Annotated in this window: 19 protein-coding genes; 10 read left to right on the plus strand and 9 right to left on the minus strand. The window is 75.1% G+C overall.

Annotated features, from left to right (window positions below):
• Nucleotides 1-188: 188 nt before the first annotated feature.
• The 3 genes from ACFWDO_RS18100 to ACFWDO_RS18110 are packed head-to-tail and all read right to left on the minus strand — an operon-like array spanning nucleotide 189 to nucleotide 3489.
• Complete coding sequence (locus tag ACFWDO_RS18100; RefSeq protein WP_380322000.1) at nucleotides 189-1088, minus strand: sugar phosphate isomerase/epimerase family protein; 900 nt, start codon at nucleotides 1086-1088, stop codon at nucleotides 189-191.
• Complete coding sequence (locus tag ACFWDO_RS18105; RefSeq protein ID WP_380322051.1) at nucleotides 1085-2296, minus strand: dihydrodipicolinate synthase family protein; 1212 nt, start codon at nucleotides 2294-2296, stop codon at nucleotides 1085-1087. Before ACFWDO_RS18105 ends, ACFWDO_RS18100 begins: the two co-directional genes overlap by 4 nt.
• A gap of 56 nt (nucleotides 2297-2352) precedes the next feature.
• A complete protein-coding gene (locus ACFWDO_RS18110) occupies nucleotides 2353-3489 on the minus strand; it encodes a Gfo/Idh/MocA family protein (protein ID WP_380322054.1) in 1137 nt (378 codons plus the stop codon).
• A gap of 179 nt (nucleotides 3490-3668) precedes the next feature.
• Here ACFWDO_RS18110 and ACFWDO_RS18115 point away from each other — a divergent pair, with 179 nt between their 5' ends.
• Together ACFWDO_RS18115 and ACFWDO_RS18120 are read left to right on the plus strand one after the other, a co-directional pair.
• The gene (locus ACFWDO_RS18115) at nucleotides 3669-4685 is read left to right on the plus strand and encodes a LacI family DNA-binding transcriptional regulator (RefSeq protein WP_380322003.1); all 1017 of its coding nucleotides are present in this window, start codon (nucleotides 3669-3671) and stop codon (nucleotides 4683-4685) included.
• Nucleotides 4686-4751: 66 nt separating this feature from the next.
• Nucleotides 4752-6209, plus strand: coding sequence for a serine hydrolase domain-containing protein (locus ACFWDO_RS18120; protein WP_380322006.1), 1458 nt, complete (start codon nucleotides 4752-4754; stop codon nucleotides 6207-6209).
• 30 nt (nucleotides 6210-6239) lie between these two features.
• On the opposite strand, the gene ACFWDO_RS18125 is transcribed toward ACFWDO_RS18120, so the two are convergent.
• The gene (locus tag ACFWDO_RS18125; protein ID WP_380322009.1) at nucleotides 6240-7460 is read right to left on the minus strand and encodes a glycosyltransferase; all 1221 of its coding nucleotides are present in this window, start codon (nucleotides 7458-7460) and stop codon (nucleotides 6240-6242) included.
• A 117-nt stretch (nucleotides 7461-7577) separates the two neighbouring features.
• Between ACFWDO_RS18125 and ACFWDO_RS18130 the strand changes: the two genes are divergently transcribed.
• Together ACFWDO_RS18130 and ACFWDO_RS18135 are read left to right on the plus strand one after the other, a co-directional pair.
• Entirely contained in the window at nucleotides 7578-8171 is a 594-nt protein-coding gene (locus ACFWDO_RS18130; RefSeq protein WP_380322012.1) for a DUF1697 domain-containing protein, read from the plus strand.
• 134 nt (nucleotides 8172-8305) lie between these two features.
• Entirely contained in the window at nucleotides 8306-8560 is a 255-nt protein-coding gene (locus ACFWDO_RS18135; RefSeq protein ID WP_380322015.1) for a hypothetical protein, read from the plus strand.
• A gap of 17 nt (nucleotides 8561-8577) precedes the next feature.
• Here the strand turns inward: ACFWDO_RS18135 and ACFWDO_RS18140 are convergent, their stop codons facing one another.
• Both ACFWDO_RS18140 and ACFWDO_RS18145 read right to left on the minus strand, forming a co-directional pair.
• Nucleotides 8578-8952, minus strand: coding sequence for a VOC family protein (locus ACFWDO_RS18140; RefSeq protein ID WP_380322018.1), 375 nt, complete (start codon nucleotides 8950-8952; stop codon nucleotides 8578-8580).
• 41 nt (nucleotides 8953-8993) lie between these two features.
• Nucleotides 8994-9656: a uridine kinase gene (locus tag ACFWDO_RS18145; RefSeq protein WP_380322021.1), complete on the minus strand. Its 663-nt coding sequence runs from the start codon at nucleotides 9654-9656 to the stop codon at nucleotides 8994-8996.
• 189 nt (nucleotides 9657-9845) lie between these two features.
• Between ACFWDO_RS18145 and ACFWDO_RS18150 the strand changes: the two genes are divergently transcribed.
• The 3 genes from ACFWDO_RS18150 (at nucleotide 9846) to ACFWDO_RS18160 (ending at nucleotide 12937) form a co-directional block, all read left to right on the plus strand.
• Entirely contained in the window at nucleotides 9846-11003 is a 1158-nt protein-coding gene (locus ACFWDO_RS18150; protein ID WP_380322024.1) for an endo-1,4-beta-xylanase, read from the plus strand.
• Nucleotides 11004-11249: 246 nt separating this feature from the next.
• Nucleotides 11250-11858 (plus strand): RNA polymerase sigma factor, encoded by a 609-nt coding sequence (locus ACFWDO_RS18155; protein WP_380322027.1) that lies wholly within the window; start codon nucleotides 11250-11252, stop codon nucleotides 11856-11858.
• Nucleotides 11858-12937 carry a CU044_5270 family protein gene (locus ACFWDO_RS18160; protein WP_380322030.1) on the plus strand — a complete coding sequence of 360 codons (1080 nt, stop codon included), beginning with the start codon at nucleotides 11858-11860 and terminating at the stop codon, nucleotides 12935-12937. The genes ACFWDO_RS18155 and ACFWDO_RS18160 overlap by 1 nt, the downstream gene beginning before the upstream one ends.
• 17 nt (nucleotides 12938-12954) lie before the next feature.
• On the opposite strand, the gene ACFWDO_RS18165 is transcribed toward ACFWDO_RS18160, so the two are convergent.
• Genes ACFWDO_RS18165 through ACFWDO_RS18175 form a run of 3 tightly spaced genes read right to left on the minus strand, consistent with a single transcriptional unit; the run spans nucleotide 12955 to nucleotide 16102 of the window.
• Nucleotides 12955-13746, minus strand: a complete 792-nt coding sequence (locus ACFWDO_RS18165; protein ID WP_380322033.1) for a lactate utilization protein C — start codon at nucleotides 13744-13746, stop codon at nucleotides 12955-12957.
• Entirely contained in the window at nucleotides 13743-15290 is a 1548-nt protein-coding gene (locus tag ACFWDO_RS18170) for a LutB/LldF family L-lactate oxidation iron-sulfur protein (RefSeq protein ID WP_380322036.1), read from the minus strand. The genes ACFWDO_RS18165 and ACFWDO_RS18170 overlap by 4 nt, the downstream gene beginning before the upstream one ends.
• Nucleotides 15287-16102 carry a (Fe-S)-binding protein gene (locus ACFWDO_RS18175; RefSeq protein ID WP_380322039.1) on the minus strand — a complete coding sequence of 272 codons (816 nt, stop codon included), beginning with the start codon at nucleotides 16100-16102 and terminating at the stop codon, nucleotides 15287-15289. Before ACFWDO_RS18175 ends, ACFWDO_RS18170 begins: the two co-directional genes overlap by 4 nt.
• Before the next feature lie 171 nt (nucleotides 16103-16273).
• On the opposite strand from ACFWDO_RS18175, the gene ACFWDO_RS18180 reads away from it, so the two are divergent.
• The 3 genes from ACFWDO_RS18180 (at nucleotide 16274) to ACFWDO_RS18190 (ending at nucleotide 18942) form a co-directional block, all read left to right on the plus strand.
• Entirely contained in the window at nucleotides 16274-16978 is a 705-nt protein-coding gene (locus ACFWDO_RS18180; RefSeq protein WP_380322042.1) for a FadR/GntR family transcriptional regulator, read from the plus strand.
• 111 nt (nucleotides 16979-17089) lie between these two features.
• A complete protein-coding gene (locus ACFWDO_RS18185; protein WP_380322045.1) occupies nucleotides 17090-17887 on the plus strand; it encodes a SprT-like domain-containing protein in 798 nt (265 codons plus the stop codon).
• Nucleotides 17888-17895: 8 nt separating this feature from the next.
• On the plus strand, nucleotides 17896-18942 hold the full coding sequence (locus ACFWDO_RS18190) for a beta-ketoacyl-ACP synthase III (protein WP_380322048.1): 1047 nt from the start codon (nucleotides 17896-17898) through the stop codon (nucleotides 18940-18942).
• Nucleotides 18943-19041 lie beyond the last annotated feature (99 nt).

A 19041-nucleotide genomic window follows, 5' to 3' on the forward strand; every position in this document is an offset into this window, starting at 1 on the left:
CCGGGCCCCCGGGGGCGCGCTCCTCCCGGGGGGGCGGCTGGGCGGGTCTGCCCCCCCGGGCGGGGCCCTTGTGGTCCCCCGGGGGGGGGGGGGCGCCCCCCGCGGGCCCCCCCACCACCCACGCTAGGGAGCGCCCGCTGCTCGCGCTTCTCCGATCCTGACCGGTCGCGTCCGGACCGGTCGTGCCGTCACAGGTGCGGCAGCACGTGCGCCGCGTACCGCTCGGCGACGGTGCGGGCGGTGGCGCGGTGGTCGTCGGCCCAGATCTCCTCGTTGAAGATCTCGGTCTCGACGTCCCCGGTGTAGCCGGCCTCCGCGACCCAGCGGGAGATCGTCGGAAAGTCGACGTACCCGTCGCCCACGTGCCCGCGGGAGTTGAGCGGGTCGGCGGCCAGCGGCAGGTTCCAGTCGCACACCTGGTAACCGGCGATGCGGCTCTCGGCCCCGGCCCGCGCGATCGACTCGCGCAGCTGCGGGTCCCACCACACGTGGTAGGTGTCGACGACCACGCCCACGGTCTCGGGGGCGAACGGCGCGGCGAGGTCGAGCGCCTGCCCGAGCGTGGAGATCACCGCGCGGTCGGCGGCGAACATCGGGTGGAGCGCCTCGAGCACGATCCGCACGTCGTGCTCGGCCGCGAACGGCGCGAGCTCGGCGACCCGGTCGGCCACGCGGTTCCGGGCGGCGACGACGTCCCGGTCGCCCGGCCCGGCGTCGGTGCGGGGGCCACGGCCGGGCGCGCTCACGGCGGGCAGGCCGCCCACGACGAAGACCAGCTCGCGGGTGCCGACGCCCGCGGTCTCCTCGATGGCGCGCTTGTTGTCGTCGAGCGCGGCCGCGATCCCGGCCTCGTCGGCGGCGGTGAGGAAGCCGCCCCGGCACAGCGAGGAGACCCGGAGTCCCGCGTCGGCGACGATCCGGGCCGCCTTGTCGGCGCCGTGCTCCTGCACCTGGTGGCGCCACAGCCCGACCGCACCCATCCCGGCGGCCGCCGCGGCGTCGACGGCCTCGGCGAGGGTGGCGTGCTTGACGGTGGCGGTGTTGAGGGAGCAGCGGCCGAGGTCTGCTCCGTCCGGCGTGGCGGTCATGCGGTCACCCCGTTCGTGACGAGCAGCGCGTCCAGGCGCCGGGCGGCGAGCGCCGGGTCGAGCAGCATGCCGCAGCCGTCGGCCAGGCGCGCGAGCTCCACCAGGTGCGCCAGCGACCGGCCCGACTGCAGCCCGCCCACGAGCTGGAAGCCCGGCTGGAAGCCGTTCAGCCAGGACAGGAACGCCACGCCCGTCTTGTAGTAGAAGGTCGGCGCCGCGAAGATGTGCCGCCCCAGCCTCTCGGTCGAGGCGAGGATCGCGTGCCCGCGGGCCGCGCCGTCCGGGTCTCCCGCGGCGCCGGCGTCGAACGCCTGCAGCGCGGTGGACGCCGCCGGGTAGATGGCGGCGAAGATGCCGAGCAGGGCGTCGGAGTGGCCCTGCTCGTCGCCCGCGATCAGCTCGGGGTAGTTGAAGTCGTCGCCGGTGTAGAGGCGCACGGGCGAGCCGTCGAGGGCGGCCAGCGCGCGGCGCAGCCCGACCTCGTGCTGCGCGTCGAGCAGCGACACCTTGACGCCGTCGACCCTGTCCTGGTGGGCCCGGATGAGGTCGAGGAACGTCCGGGTCGCGGACTCGACGTCGTCGGACCCCCAGTACCCGGCCAGGGCCGGGTCGAACATCGTGCCCAGCCAGTGCAGCACGACGGGCCGGTCGGCCTCCGCGAGGACGGCGTCGTAGACGCGCGCGTAGTCCTCGGGGGAGCGGGCCACCTTCGCCAGCGCGCGCGAGGCCATGACGATGACCTGCGCGCCGGCGTCCTGCACCACGTGCACCTGCTCGCGGTAGGCGTCGACCACCTGGGCGAGGCCGGCCTCCCCGGGCTCGAGGGTCGCCGGGTCGAGCTGGTCCGTGCCCGCGCCGCACGCGATGCGCGCGCCGACGGCCGCGGCCTCGGCGGACGACCGGCGCACCAGCTCCTGCGTCGCGGCCCAGTCCAGGCCCATGCCGCGCTGCGCGGTGTCCATGGCGTCGGCGACGCCGAGGCCGTGCTCCCAGATGCGGTGCCGGTAGGCGAGCGTCGCGTCCCAGTCGACGACGGCGGGCGCGCCCGGCACGTTCTCCGCGCCGACCTGCGGCACGACGTGGGCCGCCGCGAACGCGAGGCGCGAGGTGATCGGCCCGGCGGGCTTCGTCCACGGGCCCGGGGCGTGCAGCTCGCGCACCTCCGTGCCGGTGGCGCGGCCCGCGGCGTCGAACCGGGGGAGGCGCACGGTGACGCCGCTGGGCGTCAGCTCCGGGGCGAGGGCGGTGTTCACGGACGTCGTCGTCACAGCGCGATCTCCGGGACGTCGAGGCGGCGGCCCTCGGCCGACGACAGCAGCCCGAGCTCTGCGAGCTGCACGCCGCGCGCGGCGGACAGCAGGTCGAACCGGTGCGGGCGGCCGGCGACGACGTCGCGCAGGAACTCCTCCCACTGCAGCTTGAAGCCGTTGTCGAGGTCGGCGTTCGCGGGCACCTCGAGCCACTGGTCGCGGAACGGCTCGGTGACGGGCAGGTCGGGGTTCCACACGGGCTTGGGGGTGTGCGCGCGCTGCTGGGCCACGCACTTGCGCAGCCCGGCGACGGCCGAGCCGTGCGTGCCGTCCACCTGGAACTCGACGAGCTCGTCGCGGTACACGCGCACGGCCCAGGAGGAGTTGATCTGCGCCACGACCGGGTCGCCGTCCGGCGTCTCGACCTCGAAGATGCCGTACGCGGCGTCGTCGGCGGTGGCGGCGTACTCCTTGCCCTGCTCGTCCCAGCGGGTGGGGATGTGCGTGGTGGTCTGCGCGTTGACGGTCTTGACGGCGCCGAGGATGCCCTCCAGGACGTAGTTCCAGTGGCAGAACATGTCCGTGGTCATGCCGCCGCCGTCCTCCTTGCGGTAGTTCCACGACGGCCGCTGCGCGGCCTGGTGGTCGCCCTCGAACACCCAGTAGCCGAACTCGCCGCGCAGCGACAGGATGCGCCCGAAGAAGCCCTCGTCGACGAGGCGGCGCAGCTTGACCAGGCCCGGCAGGTACAGCTTGTCGTGCACGACGCCGGCGGTGACGCCGGTCTCCTCGCGCAGGCGGGCGAGGTCGACGGCCTCGGCGAGCGTCTCCGCGGTGGGCTTCTCGGTGTAGACGTGCTTGCCGGCCTGCATCGCCTTGGTGAGGGTCTTGGCGCGCAGCGAGGTCATGGAGGCGTCGAACACGATGTCCGTGGCGGGGTCGGCGATGATCCCGTCGAGGTCGGTCGTGTACTCGTCCACGCCGTGCAGCGCGGCCAGCTCGGCGAGCCTGGACTCGTTGCGGCCCACCAGCACGGGCTCCACCTGGACGCGCGAGCCGTCGGCCAGCTCGACGCCGCCCTGCTCGCGGATCGGCAGGATCGAGCGCACGAGGTGCTGGCGGTAGCCCATGCGGCCCGTCACGCCGTTCATCGCGATGCGCAGGGTGCGCGTGGGTGTGCTCACTCAGGACTCCTTCGTCGTCGGCGCGCGGCGCCGGGTGGTGCACGGACCCTATGCCGGGACGGCAGAGGAATGCGCTTTCCCGATCACGGTAAGGTGTGTCCGGCGAGCGCGTCAAGGCGGACGCCCGGACAGGCCAGGAGGAGCACGTGGGACGAGCGAGGCTGCAGGACGTCGCGGACCGCGCGGGGGTCTCCCTCGCCACGGCGTCGCGGGTGCTCAACGGGTCGGCGCGGCAGCCCGGCGCGGAGCTGGTCGCCCGCGTCCAGGCGGCGGCCTCCGAGCTGGGATACGTCGTGAACGCCCAGGCCCAGGCCCTGGCGCGGGCGCGGTCGGGTCTGCTGGGGCTCGTCGTCCAGGACATCTCCGACCCCTACTTCTCCTCGATCGCCGCCGGCGCGCAGAACGCCGCCCGCGACCGCGGGCGCCTCGTGCTGCTCGCCTCGACGGGCCGCGACCCCGAGGCCGAGCGCGAGGCCGTCGCCGCGTTCGCCGCACACCGCGTGGACGCCGTCGTCGTCGCCGGCACGCGCTGGACGCCCGACGAGGACGCCGCCCTGGCCGCCGAGCTCGACGCGTTCGTCGCCGCCGGAGGTCGCTCCGTCATCGTGGGCCAGCCCGTGGGCGACGGGTCGGTCGTGCGCCCGCCGAACGCCGCCGGGGCCCGCGCGCTCGCGGAGGCGCTGCTCGCCCAGGGTCAGCGGCGCTTCGTGGTGCTCGGCGGCCCGGCCCGGGTTGTGACGTCGCGCGAGCGTACCGACGCCTTCACCGCGGCCGCGCGTGCCGGGGGCGGCACCGTGGCCGAGGTGCTCACCGCCGAGTTCTCCCGCGACGGCGGCTACGCGGCCGGCGACGATCTCGCCGAGCTGGTGCGCGCCGAGCCTGCCGGCAGCGACCCGCTGTGCGTCTTCGCCGTCACCGACGTCATGGCTATCGGCCTCATCGCGCGCCTGCGCGAGCTCGGCGTCGAGGTGCCGCGCGACGTGCGCGTCGCCGGGTTCGACGACGTCCCCACGCTGCGCGACCACGTGCCCGCCCTGTCCACCGTGCGCATCCCGCTGGAGGAGATGGGTGGCCTCGCCGTCCGGGCCGCCGTCGACGACGCCGTGGGCGGCGCCGTCACCGACGTCGACTTCGAGGTGCAGCTGCGCGACTCGACGCGCTGACGGCGGGAGCACCCGGGGCGCGCGGCCCCGCGAAATTCCGTGGCGCGGCGTCGGTACGGTGCCCGCATGCACCCCGGACCGTCCCTGCTGCCGCGCTCGACCCCGTCGGCGGAGGGCGTGTCCGCCCGCGCCGTGCTCGACCTGCTCGACCGGCTCGAGGCCGACGGCGTCGAGTGCCACTCGCTCATGGTGGTGCGCCACGGCCGCGTCGTCGCCGAGGGGTGGTGGGCGCCGTACACGGCGGACCGCCCGCACCTGCTGTACTCGCTGACCAAGTCGTTCACCGCCGTCGCCGTCGGGCTGGCCGTCGCCGACGGGCTGCTCTCCCTCGACGACCGCGTGGTCGACGTGCTGCCGGAGAGCGCGCCCGCCGACGGCCCCGCGGACGTCCTCGCGCAGGGGCGGCGCCTCACCGTCCACCACCTGCTGTCGATGACCAGCGGCCACCGCACCGACAGCCTCACGGAGGCGTGGGAGCTCGAGCCGGGGGACCTGACGAAGGGCTTCCTGCGCGTGCCGTTCGCCGCCCCCGAGGGCACGGTGCACGGCTACGACAACGCCACCACCTACGTCCTCGCCCGCATGGTGGAGCGGGTCACCGGGTGCGGCCTCCCCGAGCTCCTCGACGAGCGGGTCTTCGTCCCGATGGGCGTCCACCACGCGGAGTGGGACCGGGTGGCGAGCGGAGCGTCCTTCGGCTTCCACGGCCTGCACCTGACGACCGAGGCGGTGGCCGCCTTCGGGGAGCTGCTGCGCCGCGGCGGCCGATGGGGCGACCGGCAGCTCGTGCCGCGCGCGTGGGTCGAGACCGCCACGGCGTGGCACGCGCCCACGGAGCAGGTCGAGGGCTGGTCGCAGAACCCTGACGTGCTGTGCGGGTACGGGTACCAGTTCTGGAGGTCGCGGCACGGGTTCCGGGGGGAGGGGTCGTTCGGACAGAGCTGCGTCGTCGTGCCGTCGCTCGACCTCGTGGTCGCGGTGACGGCTGCGCTGAGCGCGGGTGGAGAGACGCTGCTCGGCCCGCTGTGGGAGTGCCTCCTGCCTGGGCTCGACGCCGACCCGGACGGCGGCGGGGACCCGGCCGCCGACGCGGCCCTCGCCGAGCGGCTGCGAGGGCTCGCGCTGCCGCCCGTAACGGGGACGGTCGGTGGTCGCGAAGCCGTCACGGCGAGCGTCGACGCGTCCGCCGAGGGCTCCGCGCTGCCGGACGGGACGGTCGTGGCCGTCGAGCCCCGCGACGGCGGCTGGCTCCTGCGCCTCGGGCCGGGCCTCGACGTCGAGGTGGGCCACGAGGGATGGCGGGAGAGCGCACCGCTCGGGCGGCCGGTCGTCGCGCGCGGCGCCTGGCGGGGGCGGACGTTCGTCGCCGACGTCGTGGTGATCACGACGCCGCACCGCGTGCGCGTGGAGGTCGACGCCCACGGCGGTACCGCCGTCGCGACGTGGAACCTCGTGCCCCTGACGGGCCCCGACCTGGCCCTGCACGTGACCGCGCCCCTGATGACGCGGCCCGACGTGGCGTAGCCCGCGCGACGTCGGTCGCGGCGCCGCGGCTCAGCCGCGCGCCAGCGTCAGGCCCAGCCCGCGGTGGGCCCGCTCGACCGTGGCGGCGTACGCGGACAGCATGCGCACGTGGCTGAACCGGGGCCGCGCGGCGACCAGCGCGCCGGAGAGGGCGTCGCGGCGGGCGGCGGCCTCGAGCCAGGCGGCCGCGACCTCCGCCGGGTCGAAGCCGGTCACCAGGCCGATGCCGTCCACGATCCGCGCGCTGTCGCCCACGGGCGTCGTCACGGGGACCGCGCCGCACATCGCGCCCTCGATGAGGCACAGCGGGGCGGCCTCGCCGAACGCGGACGTGAGTGCCACGACGTCCGACGCGGCGAGCACCCGCTCCATGTCGTGCCGCACGCCCAGCAGGTGCACGCGCGCGAGCAGATCGGGCCGGTCGGCGAAGGCCAGCACGAGGTCGGCGCCCAGGTCCGGGTTCGCGGGGCTCATCCCCGCCCCGCACAGCACCACGTGCGCGTCCGTGTCGCGGCCGAGCAGCTCGCGGGCCGCGGCCAGGAACAGGCCCGGGTTCTTCATCGCGTCGTAGCGGGCGGCGTACGTGACGACCACACCGTCGGCGGGGAGCCGGTGCGCCCCGCGCAGGGCCAGGCGCCGCGCCGGCGGCACGGGGCGGAAGCGCGTGAGGTCGACGCCGTTCGGGATGACGCGCAGCAGGTGCGCGGGCACGCCCGCGGCCTCGTAGGCGGCGCGGGTGGACTCCGCGCAGCACACGACCGCGGCGAGCCGCCCGTCGTCGGCCGCGCGCAGCAGGTGCCCGAGCCCCGAGCCCTGGTTCTGCGGGTCGGACCGGTGCAGGCACGCGACCACCGGCCGGTCCGGCAGCACGTCGGGCCGGGAGAGCAGCCGCAGCGGCTGCTCCTTCAGCGACAGCACGACGTCGGTGGCGCCGAGCGCGCGGGCGAGCACCTCGGCCTCCGCGTCGGTGACGACCTCCGGGTCGTGCGGCACGTCCGCGGACCGGCCGAGCGACGTCACGCGCACGCCCGCTGCCGTGAGCTGCCGGTAGCGGGGGTCGTCGACCATCCGCTGCCGCGCGGCCTCACGCCGCACGTCGTCGTGGATGCTCAGCACGGCGTGCCGCTGGCGGCCTTGGCCGTGCAGGCCGGCCACCACCGACGAGTGCAGCACGCGCGCGCCGCCGCTGAAGAACCCCTCGTAGAGCGAGAGGACTCGAAGAGCCCCCCGATCGACCGTCTGCACAGCCATCCGGACCACCTCCTGCGCCCAGCGTGAGCGCCGATCATGTGGTGCGGATGACCGCCGTGTGACGTTCGCATGACACTTTCCAGGCCCGATGTCGGGGGCCGGTGGCACCGTGGACGGATGGTCAGCGAGCCGCGCCGGTCCGCAGGGGCGCCCGCCGTGCCCACGTCCGTCGCGCTGCTGCGCGGGATCAACGTGGGCGGCCGCCACGCCGTCGCCATGACGGACCTCGCCGCGTGCCTCGCGGACGCCGGCCTCGGCGCCGTGCGGACCGTGCAGCAGAGCGGCAACGTGCTGATGGCGGCGGGCCCGGCGAGCGGTCCCGACCTGGAGTGCGCGATCGAGGCGGCGCTCGCGGACCGGTACGGCTTCGCCGTCCCGACGTTGGTCCGCTCGCGGGACGAGCTGAGTGCCACCGTCGCCGCCGCGCCGCCGGACCACGGCTCCGACGCGCTGCGCAGCGACGTCTTCTTCCTCAAGGCGCCGCTCACCGCGCACGAGGTGCTTGACGCGATGCCCGAGCTGCGCGACGGTGTCGACGCCGTCGCGCCCGGCCCGGCGGCGATCTACTTCTCCCGCGTCGCGGCCGAGGCCCGGCGTACCCGCATCCAGCGGCTCATGGGCATGCCCGTGTTCCGGCAGATGACCGTGCGCTCCTGGCGCACCACCACCCGCCTCCTGGAGCTGTTCGACGAGCCGCTGCCCGGCGCGTAGCCCCGGTCGCCCGACGCGCCGACCGGGTGCGTCCGGGTGCTCGCGCGAGGCGGCTTCCCTCCGTGCCCGGTGCTCCCTAGGATCGCGGCCGCGGCACGACGACGTGCACGGGGTCGACGGGAAGCAGGACGGCGATGACGAACGAAGCCGGCGGTGGGCGCGAGGTCCTCGACAGGGAGGCGCGTGGGTCGGGCGACGGCGTGACGCCGGCCTTCGCCGCGGCGCTGGCGATCAGCGCGCTCGCGGTGCTCTACCTCGTGCCGCTCGCCCTGGTGGGTGCAGCCGCGACCGGGCTCGCCGGGTGGAGCCGCCCGTGGGTCGTCGCGGCGTCCGTCGTCGTCTTCGCGTGGGCGCTGCTCCGCTGGGCGTCCCTCGGGTTCGTCGCCTGACGCTCCCGCGACGGGCGTCAGTCGAGGCAGAACTCGTTGCCCTCGACGTCTTGCATGGTGATGCAGGACTCCTCCTCGCCGTCCGCGAGCTGCGTCCACAGGTGGACGGCGCCCAGCGGCTCGAGGCGAGCCTGCTCGGCGCGCAGGGCGGCGAGGCGCTCGTCGCCGACGAGCCCGGTGCCGACGCGTACGTCCAGGTGCACGCGGTTCTTCACGACCTTTCCCTCGGGCACCTTCTGGAAGAACAACCGCGGACCCTCGCCGGTGGGGTCCTGCGCGACGCAGTCCACGCCGTCGGGCATGACGTACCCGAGCACCTCGCACCAGAAGCGAGCGACGCGCGCCGGGTCCGCGCAGTCGAAGGTCACCTGGAACTTTCGCACCGTTGCCATGCGCCCACCGTAGGGGCGCCACCGCACCGCGTGCAGCGAGCTCAGGCCGCGAGCAGGGCGCGGATGTCCCGCTCGGCCTGCGCGGGCGCCACGGGCCGGCAGCCCAGCCCCACCCAGCGGCGCACGAGGGCGGGCTCCGCGCGCATGAGGCCCCAGCCGCGCCGTACCAGGGTGGGCAGCGGCTTGCGGGACTCGGCGACGTCGCGCAGGAAGCGGAACCAGAACGTCACGACGCGCGGGCGGGCGAGGCAGATCGCGTCGGCGAGGATGCCCTCGCGCCGGCACGCGGCGACCAGCTCGGCCGCGAAGATCCCCTCGGCGACGACGACGCGCGCGTCGCCCGCCTCGAGCACCGTGCCGCCGGTGCGGCGCGACGTCGGGATGTCGTAGACGGGCACCTCGGCGCGGCCCGTGCGGACGACCTCGCGGAGCGCGTCGAGCGCGGCCTCGGAGTCCCAGCTGCGCGGGTCGTCCCAGTCGACGATGCCGTACCGCATCGGCATCCCCGGGTGGTCGACGTCGCGGTAGAAGTCGTCGAGGTTGACCACCGGCAGGCCGAGCCGGCGCGTGAGGGCCGTCTTGCCCGACCCCGACGGCCCGGTGAGCAGCACGATCCGCCGGGCGGGCCGGCGCGCGCCCGGCGGCACCTCGAAGAGGGCGTCGGACTCGGCCGGTTCGTCCGTCGGCGGCGCGCTGTCGGTCACGGGCACCCATTCTGCGGCCTCCGGCGAGCGGCGACGACCGGCCGGGCGGCGGGCGCCGCCGGCCGGGGGAGCGCGGAGGATCGCGAGGCCATTGCGAAAACGTTATCGACATCGTTATATTCGGCGCGTTCGGACCACCTCGACGGTCTCGCCCGAGACGTCGACGACCCGACCCGGAGAGGAACAACGATGTCCCATTCCCCCCAGCTGAAGCGCGCCGCCGCCGTCGCGGCGTCCGCCGTCACGGTCCTCGCACTGGCCGTCCCGATGGCCCAGGCCCGGCCGCCGGAGCCGACGCTGCGCTCCGAGAGCCCGCACGATCTCGAGATCGGCAGCGCCGTGTGGGGCAAGAACGAGCTGCTCGGCTACGACCGCAAGAACCCGAACGCGTTCCAGAAGATCCTCGGGGACGAGTTCGGCTCGCTCACCCCCGAGAACGACATGAAGTGGGCCGAGCTCCACCCCGAGCCGGGCGTCTACGACTTCTCCGGCGCGGACGCCGTCGTGGCGTTCGCCAAGGCCAACGGCCAGGAGGTCCGCGGGCACACGCTGCTGTGGCACAGCCAGAACCCGGAGTGGGTGACGGAGGCCGCCGCCACCTGGACCTGCGACGAGGCGCGCGACGTCCTCGAGGACCACGTGCGCACCGTCGTCGGCCGCTACGCCGGCGAGATCTACGAGTGGGACGTGATCAACGAGGTCATGCAGGACGACTGGGACGCCGGCGGCGTGCGACTGCGCACCGAGGCCAACCCGTTCCTCAAGGCCTGCGCGGACGACCCGGTCGGCCTCATCGGCGACGTGTTCCGCTGGGCCCACGAGGCCGACCCCGACGCGCTGCTCTTCATGAACGACTACAACGCGGAGGGCATCAACGCCAAGACCGACGCCTACTACGCGCTGGCCAAGGAGCTCCTCGCGGACGGCGCGCCGCTGCAGGGCTTCGGCGCCCAGAGCCACCTGAGCCTCCAGTACGGCTTCGACGACTCGATGCAGGCGAACTTCCAGCGGTTCGCCGACCTTGGGCTGAAGGTGGCCGTCACCGAGGCCGACGTCCGGATGCCGCTCGGCGACGACGGCGAGCCGACCGCCGAGCAGATCGCCACCCAGGCCGACCGGTACGACCGGCTGCTGCAGGCGTGCCTCGGTGTGTCCGCCTGCACGAGCTTCACGGTCTGGGGCTTCGACGACGAGCGGTCGTGGGTGCCGGGGGTCTTCCCGGAGGGGTACGCCACGATCATGACCGGCGACTTCGAGAAGAAGCCGGCGTACTTCGCGCTGCGTGACGGCCTCGCCGACGCCACCCCGGGCACGTCGCCGCGCACGTCGCCGGGGCTGAACCGGTAGCGATCACGCGCTGACGACGACGGCGTCCGGACCCCGGTGGGCCCGGGCGCCGTCGTCGTGCTCAGGTCGTCGTGCTCTGGGAGCGTCGACGAGCAGATGCGCAGGGTCCGCGGGCCGTGCACGCCCTCCTGGACGCGAGCCCGTCGTCGGGCGTCTCCCTTCCGCCGTGAACTCTTCGCGGCGCGAGGGGAGATACCAGGGGACAGCGACGGAGTGCAGCGACGAGGAGGCGGAGATGGTCCGGACGTGCGACACGAGACCCGGGACGACATGACGGCGGTCGCGCGCCGAGAGCCCGCCTCCGGCGATGCCGCCATCATCTCGGCGTCGATCGAGGAACCCGAGCATTTCGCGGCGCTCTACGGGCGGTACTCCGCCCAGCTCTACCGCTACGCGTACCGACGGGTGGGTGCCGAGCACGCCGAGGACGTCGTGGCGGACACGTTCGTCGCCGCGTTCCGGCGCCGGGACTCCTACGACCTCTCCCGGATCGACGCCCGACCGTGGCTGTTCGGGATCGCGACCAAGGAGATCGCCCGCTGGCACCGCGCCGAGGCGGCGCGGTACCGCGCGTTCGCGAGGTCGGGGGTCGCGCCCGCCGACGACGACCTGGCGGACGGCGTCGCGGCGGCGGTCAGCGCCCGGGCTGCGGGGCCGGCGCTCACGGAGGCGCTCGCGTCGTTGGCGGCCCGCGACCGGGACGTGCTCCTGCTCGCCGCCTGGGGCGACCTCACCTACGAGCAGATCGCACGGACGCTCGAGATCAAGATCGGCACGGTGCGCTCGCGCCTGCACCGTGCCCGGCGCGTGCTGCGCGCGCGGCTGCGCGCCCAGGGTTGGACGGAGGAGAGCTGATGGACGAGATGACGATGCTCCGGCAGGCGGGCACCCTGCTCGACCCGCCGACGGCCGGGCCGCCCCTCGCGTTGCGGCGGCGGATCGTGGACGAGCTGGGAGCGGGATTTGTGGCAGCGCCCGAGCCGATGGAGCCGATTCCGGCGCTCCACGTGGTCCGCTCGGGCGACGCGGTCGGGTCGGGTGGGGACCGACCCGGTGGGCGCCGCTCCGCGGGCTCCGGGCCGGGTCGTCGCCGCGGCGGGCGCCGCGTCGTGCTCGCCGCCGGGATCGCCGCCGTCGCGGCCGGGACTCTCGCCGTGGTCCCGACCGTCGGCGACCGGCCGGCGGCGAGCGCGGAGGCCGTGGAGCTGCTGCGGTCGGCGGCCGACCGTGCCGCGGAGGAACCGGCATGGGACCCGCGCGGCGACCAGTTCGTGTACACGAGGGGCGTCCAGCGCGCCATGCACGAGGGTGAGGGGCCCGACGGCGACTACGCGGTCGCCATGGTGACCCAGACCCGGGAGGCCTGGAAGTCCGTCGACGCCCAGCACCCGGGCCTGGTCACGGGGGTGACAGAGCCCGGTCAGGACCCGTGGGACCCCGACGGTGGTCCGTGGGAGTCGCCTCTCGAACCCTGCGACGGGACCTGGGACGCCTGTGGCGACATCCCTGCGTTCCCGACGGGCATGCCGACCGACGGGGACGCGGGGGCGATGCTCGCGTTCCTGCGAGCCACCGTCGACCCCCCCGAGGAGCCGGCAGGCCTCCCGGCCGACCGCCCCGACCAGGCGGTGTTCGACGAGGTCGTCCGGCTGCTGGAGAACGGTGGGATGCCGCCGGAGATCGAGGCCGGGCTCCTCGGCGCCGTCGCGCAGATCCCCGGGGTGACCACGACGGGAGGGCTGACGGACGTCGTGGGGCGCAGCGGGGTGGGGGTCGGCCTGACGACCGCCCGGGGTGCTCGGACCGACATCGTCATCGACCCGGACACGGACGAGGTCCTCGGGACCAGAACGACGCTGGACGCGGACTCGGAGCCCACCGGCTGGGCCCTGCTCGAGTCGGGGCTGGTCGACGCCGTGGGCGACACGCCCTGACGCGCGGCTGGTCGTCGTCAGCCGGCGGCGACCAGCAGCACGTGCAGGGTCCGCGGGCCGTGCACGCCCTCCACGCGGTCCAGCTCGATGTCCGACGTCGCGCTGGGGCCCGAGATCCACGTGAGCGGCCGCTCGGGGTGCACGCCGAGCAGCCGCACGGCCTCGGGCACCGTCTGCACCACCTGGTCGGCCCGCACCACGCACAGGTGCACGTCGGGCACCAGCGAGATCGCGCGCCGCCCCTGGTCCGGCTCGCCGTCGAGCACGATCGTGCCCGTCTCCGAGATCGCCACCCGGGCGGCGGTGACGACGGCGGCCACGGTGTCCAGGTCCGTCGCGGCCAGCGGGCGCTCCCGCGAGTCGCGCACGACCTCCACGCCCGCCGGCAGCGCCGCGAGCCACGCGTCGTCCAGCCCGTCGGGCGCCACCACCCGCACCGACCTGTCAGGACCAGGGCCATCAGAACCTGCTCCTGGCCCTGACAACTCCGGAGCCGTGGAGTTGTCAGGGCCACGACCACGGGAACCTTCGTGTGGCCCTGACAGGTCGGCGACGAGGGTGGCGACGGCGGCGGGCAGGGCGTCGGCGGTGACGTCGTGCACGTGGGCCTTGTAGTCCACGAGCCGGTCGACCAGCTGCTCCAGCACCTCGGGCGAGCCGACGGCGTGCTCCCCGGCGGCGCGGTAGGCCCGCGGCACGGGCTCGGGGCGCGGTGGCGTGCCGACCTTGCCCGACGGCGTCGTGCCTGAGCCGGCCTGTCCCAGCGCCGCGCGCACGCGCGCCAGGACCTCGGTGCGTGCCTCGCTCATCGGGTGCCCTCCTCGTTCTCGTGCTCCGCCTTCCACCACTGCCGGAACGTCTGCCGGGGCGGGGCGGGCAGGTCGTGCGACCGGGTCCACGCGGTGGCCGGCGGAGGCGCCACCGAGATCGCGTGGTCGCGGCCGCCGAGGCCGCTGCCCAGCGTCGCGGCGCGACCGGCGACGGCGAACCGGTCGCCGTCGGCCATCACCCACGACGCGGCCTTCATGGCCGTGCGCCACGGGTCGACGGCGCGCGCCGAGCGGTCGGCGTCGACCTCGCGGGCGCGCAGGTCGACGAGGATCGACGGGATGTCGATCTTCACCGGGCACACCTCGTAGCACGCGCCGCACAGCGACGACGCGTACGGCAGGGAGGCGTTCGGGTCGTGGTGCCCGGACACGCCGCCGGTCGACGCCGTGAGCTGCGGCGTGAGTATCGCGCCGATCGGACCGGGGTACACGGAGCCGTAGGCGTGGCCGCCCACCCGCTCGTAGACGGGGCACACGTTGAGGCACGCGGAGCAGCGGATGCAGTGCAGCGCGGAGCGCCCTACCTCGTCGGCGAGCACGTCGGTGCGGCCGTTGTCGAGCAGCACCAGGTGGAACTCCTGCGGCCCGTCACCGGGCGTGACCCCCGTCCACAGCGACGTGTACGGGTTCATGCGCTCGCCCGTCGACGAGCGGGGGAGCAGCTGCAGGAACACCTCGAGGTCGTCGAAGGTGGGCACCAGCTTCTCGATCCCCATCACCGTCACCAGCGTCTCGGGCAGCGTGAGGCACATGCGGCCGTTGCCCTCCGACTCGACGACGGCGAGCGTGCCCGTGTCCGCGACGGCGAAGTTGGCGCCGCTCACCGCCACCTTGGCGGACAGGAACTTGCGGCGCAGGTGCGCGCGGGCCGCCATCGCGAGCTCGCGCGGCACGTCCGAGAGGTCGGGCGGGGCGTCGCCCATGCGGGCGAGGAAGATGTCGCGGATCTCCGACCGGTTGCGGTGGATCGCGGGGACCAGGATGTGCGAGGGCATGTCGTCGGCGAGCTGCACGATGAGCTCGGCCAGGTCCGTCTCGATGGCGGCGACGCCCTGGTCGGCCAGCGCCTCGTTCAGCCCGATCTCCTGGGTGGCCATCGACTTGACCTTGACCACCTCGTCGGCGCCCTTGGCCTTCGCGATGCCGGCGACGATCCGGTTCGCCTCCACCGCGTCGCGCGCCCAGTGCACGATGCCGCCGCGCGCGACGACGTTCTCCTCGAGCTGCTGGAGCAGGTCCGGGAGGTGCGCCATGACCTGCTGCTTCACGGCCGAGCCGGCGTCGCGCAGCGGCTCCCAGTCGGGCACCTCGCCGACGACGGCGGCCCGCTTGGTGCGGATCACCTGCGTGGCGTGGCCGAGGTTGCGGCGCAGCTGGTCGTTCGCGAGCGTCTGCTTCGCCGCGGCGGGGAAGTCCTGGCCCCAGCGCAGCGGCTCCTGCGGGTGGGGGACGGGGCCGAACGGCTCGTCCGCCTCGGTGGGGCGGCGTCGCGGCCGGGGCAGGCCGAGGAACGTCTCGCTCATCGCGCGGCCCCCGTCCGCTCGTCGCGCCCTGGGCGGGTGAACGTCGCCTCGGGCAGGGGCGTGAGCTCCTCGCGCGTCGAGGCGAGCACCTCGGCCAGGTGCAGCGCCCGGACGCCGGTGCCCTGCCGGGACAGGCCGCCGCCGATGTGCATGAGGCAGGACATGTCGCCGGCGGTGAGCACCTCGGCGCCCGTGCCGCGCACGTGCGCCGTCTTGTCCGCGAGCATCGCCGCCGACGTGTCCGCGTTCTTCAGCGCGAACGTGCCGCCGAACCCGCAGCACGTGTCCGCCGCGGGCAGCTCCACGAGGTCGATCCCCGCCACGGCCCGCAGCAGCCGCAGCGGCTTGTCGCCCACGTGCAGCATGCGCAGCGAGTGGCAGGTGGGGTGGTAGGTGACGCGGTGCGGGAACCAGGCGCCGACGTCGGTGACGCCGAGGACGTCGACCAACAGCTCCGACAGCTCGTACGTCTTCGCCGAGACCGCCTCCGCGGTCGTCGCGAGGTCGTCGAGGCCGGCGCGGCGGCAGACCATCGCCTGCTGGTGGCGCACGGACCCTGTGCACGACCCGGACGGGATGACGACGGCGTCCCACTCGCCGTCCGCCACCGGCGCGAACGTCTCCACGTGGTTGCGGATCACCGGGACCGCCTCGCGGAAGTAGCCGGTGTTGACGTGCATCTGCCCGCAGCACGCCTGGCCGGTAGGGAACACGACCTCGTGGCCGAGCCGCTCCAGCAGGCGCGCGGTGGCGCGCGGGGCCCCGGGGAACAGGGTGTCGGCGAGACAGGTGGCGGCGAGGGCGATGCGCATGCGACTCCTCGGAACTCCTTCGGCGCCGCTGCGATGCGGCGGTCGGTCCAGCAACGGCCTGCATGGTCAGCATGGCCCGGGCGGTGCGGCGCCGCACGGGAGCGCGGCGTCGAGCGGCCACTCTAGCGGATGTGGTCTGACCACCGGGCCCGATGTCGTTACGCTGAGCCCGTGCGCACCCACGAACGAGTCCTCGCCTACCTCGAGGAAGGCATCGCCGCCGGCCGCTGGGGCCTCGGCGAGCGGCTGCCCGGCGAGCGGGCGCTCGCGGAGGACCTTGGCGTCTCCCGGCCGTCGGTGCGCGAGGCGATCCGCGTCCTCGACGCGCTCGGCATCGTCCGGCCCGGGGTCGGCTCCGGCCCGAACGCCGGCGCCGTCGTCATCGACCGCCCCGCCGCCGGCCTGGGCGCGGCCGTCCGCCTCCACGTCGCCACCGGCACGCTGCCGGTGCGGGACGTCGTCGCCACGCGGGTCCTGCTCGAGTCGTGGGCCGTGGCGCAGGCCGCGGAACGCGCGGCCGACCACGCGCCCGGCGCCGCCGCCCACCTGGAGGAGGCGCGCCGGCTCCTGGCGCGGATGGAGGACGACGACGTCCCTGCCGCCGAGTTCCTCGAGCTCGACCAGGCGTTCCACCTGGAGTTCGTGCGCCTCGCCGGCAACGTGCTCGTCGAGGCCGTGATGTCGGGCCTGCGTGGCGCGATCGGCGGCTACGTCGCGGTCGGCATCGAGCGGCTGCCGTCCTGGCCGCGCACCGCCGGCCGGCTGCGCGCCGAGCACCGGGCCGTGCTCGACGCCGTCGCGGCAGGCGACGGCGCGGCCGCCTCCGCCGCGGTGGCGGCGCACATCGAGGGCTTCTCCCGGGAAGCCGGCGTCTGACGCGAGACTGCTCGCCGGACCCCGCGCGCACACCTCGCGTCGCGCGCAGGCGCCCTCGGGCCTGTGGATCGCCGGCGACGGGTGTCCGCGGGGGCCGTTAGCGTCCTGCCGGTGGCCGCGCGCGCGGCCGGGCGCGAGCGGCACGACGGGCGGGGGCGAGGCATGGAGCGGGGGGACGTGGCGCGCCTGGCGCGCGGGCTGATGGCGGAGCACGGCCTGTCCGGCTGGGCGTTCCGGTTCGACCGGGCGCGGCGACGCGCCGGGATGTGCCGGCACGACGCCCGCGAGATCAGCCTGTCGGGCCCGCTGACCGCCCTGTACGACGAGGCCGACGTGCGCGAGGTGGTGCTGCACGAGATCGCGCACGCGCTGGCCGGTGCGCGGCACGGGCACGACGCCGTCTGGCGTGCCACGGCGCGGCGGATCGGCTCCACCGGACGCCGCCTGGTGCGCGAGGGGAGCCCCGAGGTCGAGGGCGACTGGGTGGGGCGCTGCCCCGCCGGGCACCGCGTGACGCGCTTCCGGCGGCCGCAGCGACCGCAGGCGTGCGGCCGCTGCTCGCCCGTCTTCGACCGGCGGTTCCTCCTGTCGTGGACGTACCGCGGGCGGCCGGTGCCCGAGCTCGGCGGGCCTTCGGCGGCGGGCCGCGACGGGGCGCTCCCGCCGGGGCCCCGCGCCTCGTCGGGGCGCCGGGTCGACCCGGCGACGGTGCTGCCGGGGGAGCCGCTGCGCGTGGTGGCCCCGGGCCGGTACGACGGCGTGGTCGGCGCGCTCGTCAAGCGCGGCCGGACGCGGTACCACCTCCAGGTGGGGCGGGTCGTGCTCACGGTGCCCTTCGGGCTGGTCGAGCGGGCCGGCCCGTCCGTCGTCCGACACGGGGGTGAGGCAGCGCCCGACGCGGTGGGATGATCGCTCCCATGAGTGAGTCCACCGCACCCGCCCTGACGCTGCCGACGGGCGCCGCAGGATCCCGCATCGTCGGTCTCGGCCACCACCAGCCCGAGAAGGTCATGACCAACGACGACATCGCGCAGCTCGTCGAGACCAACGACGAGTGGATCCGCTCGCGCACCGGCATCGTCACCCGGCACGTCGCGGCCGACGACGTCACCGTCGCGGACATGGCCACCGCCGCCGCCCGGCACGCGCTCGAGGACGCGGGCGTCGCCGGCACCGACGTCGACCTGGTGATCGTCGCCACCGCCACCGCGGTGGACCGTTCGCCGAACACCGCGGGCCGCGTCGCCTACGCCCTGCGCACGGGCGTGCAGCCCGGCGCCAGCACGCCCGAGGGCGAGGACGAGCCCGACCTGCGCAACGTCGTCGGCCCCGCCGTCATCGACGTCAACACCGCCTGCTCCGGGTTCGCCTACGCCGTCGGGCTCGCCGACCAGGCCATCCGCGCCGGGTCCGCGCGCACCGCCGTCGTCGTCGGTGCGGAGAAGCTCACCTCCGTCACCGACTGGGCCGACCGCAGCACCTGCATCCTCACGGCCGACGGTGCGGGCGCCGTGGTGCTGCAGGCCGCGGACGTCCCCGCCGTCGGGCCCGTCGTGTGGGGCTCCGAGCCCGAGCTCACGCCCGCCGTGCGCATCGAGATGCCCACCGAGAAGTTCGCCCAGGACGGCCGGGCCGTCTTCAAGTGGGCCATCACCCGCGCCGCCGACCGTGCCCGCCGGGTCGTCGAGGCCTCCGGCCTGACGCTCGACGACATCGGCGTGCTGGTGGCGCACCAGGCCAACCTGCGCATCATCGAGCCGCTGGCCAAGGCGCTCGGCCTCGAGGACCGCGTGGTCGTCACGGACATCACCGAGTCCGGCAACACGTCCGCCGCGTCCATCCCCCTCGGCCTGTCCAAGTGGTGGCACGCGGGCAAGATCCCGGCCGGCACGCCCGCCCTGCTCTTCGGCTTCGGCGGCGGCTTCACGTGGGCCGGCCAGGTCGTCATCACGCCGTCGAAGTAGTCGGGCTCCCGCCGAGGTAGTCCCGTTCTCCCCGAGGTCGTGCGAGACCTGCCGAGGTAGTTCCGTTCGTGCCGAGGTAGTGGTCCAGTCCACTACCTC

The sequence above is a fragment of the Isoptericola sp. NPDC060185 genome (assembly GCF_042728595.1).
GTDB lineage: Bacteria > Actinomycetota > Actinomycetes > Actinomycetales > Cellulomonadaceae > Isoptericola.

What these genes read in the sequence shown, in the direction of transcription:
- ACFWDO_RS18100 (WP_380322000.1), bottom strand. Translation starts at nt 1,088, where the DNA reads ATGACCGCCACGCCGGACGGAGCAGACCTCGGCCGCTGCTCCCTCAAC.
- ACFWDO_RS18110 (WP_380322054.1), bottom strand. Translation starts at nt 3,489, where the DNA reads ATGAACGGCGTGACGGGCCGCATGGGCTACCGCCAGCACCTCGTGCGC.
- ACFWDO_RS18120 (WP_380322006.1), top strand. Translation starts at nt 4,752, where the DNA reads ATGCACCCCGGACCGTCCCTGCTGCCGCGCTCGACCCCGTCGGCGGAG.
- ACFWDO_RS18125 (WP_380322009.1), bottom strand. Translation starts at nt 7,460, where the DNA reads ATGGCTGTGCAGACGGTCGATCGGGGGGCTCTTCGAGTCCTCTCGCTC.
- ACFWDO_RS18130 (WP_380322012.1), top strand. Translation starts at nt 7,578, where the DNA reads ATGGTCAGCGAGCCGCGCCGGTCCGCAGGGGCGCCCGCCGTGCCCACG.
- ACFWDO_RS18135 (WP_380322015.1), top strand. Translation starts at nt 8,306, where the DNA reads ATGACGAACGAAGCCGGCGGTGGGCGCGAGGTCCTCGACAGGGAGGCG.
- ACFWDO_RS18140 (WP_380322018.1), bottom strand. Translation starts at nt 8,952, where the DNA reads ATGGCAACGGTGCGAAAGTTCCAGGTGACCTTCGACTGCGCGGACCCG.
- ACFWDO_RS18150 (WP_380322024.1), top strand. Translation starts at nt 9,846, where the DNA reads ATGTCCCATTCCCCCCAGCTGAAGCGCGCCGCCGCCGTCGCGGCGTCC.
- ACFWDO_RS18160 (WP_380322030.1), top strand. Translation starts at nt 11,858, where the DNA reads ATGGACGAGATGACGATGCTCCGGCAGGCGGGCACCCTGCTCGACCCG.
- ACFWDO_RS18165 (WP_380322033.1), bottom strand. Translation starts at nt 13,746, where the DNA reads ATGAGCGAGGCACGCACCGAGGTCCTGGCGCGCGTGCGCGCGGCGCTG.
- ACFWDO_RS18170 (WP_380322036.1), bottom strand. Translation starts at nt 15,290, where the DNA reads ATGAGCGAGACGTTCCTCGGCCTGCCCCGGCCGCGACGCCGCCCCACC.
- ACFWDO_RS18175 (WP_380322039.1), bottom strand. Translation starts at nt 16,102, where the DNA reads ATGCGCATCGCCCTCGCCGCCACCTGTCTCGCCGACACCCTGTTCCCC.
- ACFWDO_RS18190 (WP_380322048.1), top strand. Translation starts at nt 17,896, where the DNA reads ATGAGTGAGTCCACCGCACCCGCCCTGACGCTGCCGACGGGCGCCGCA.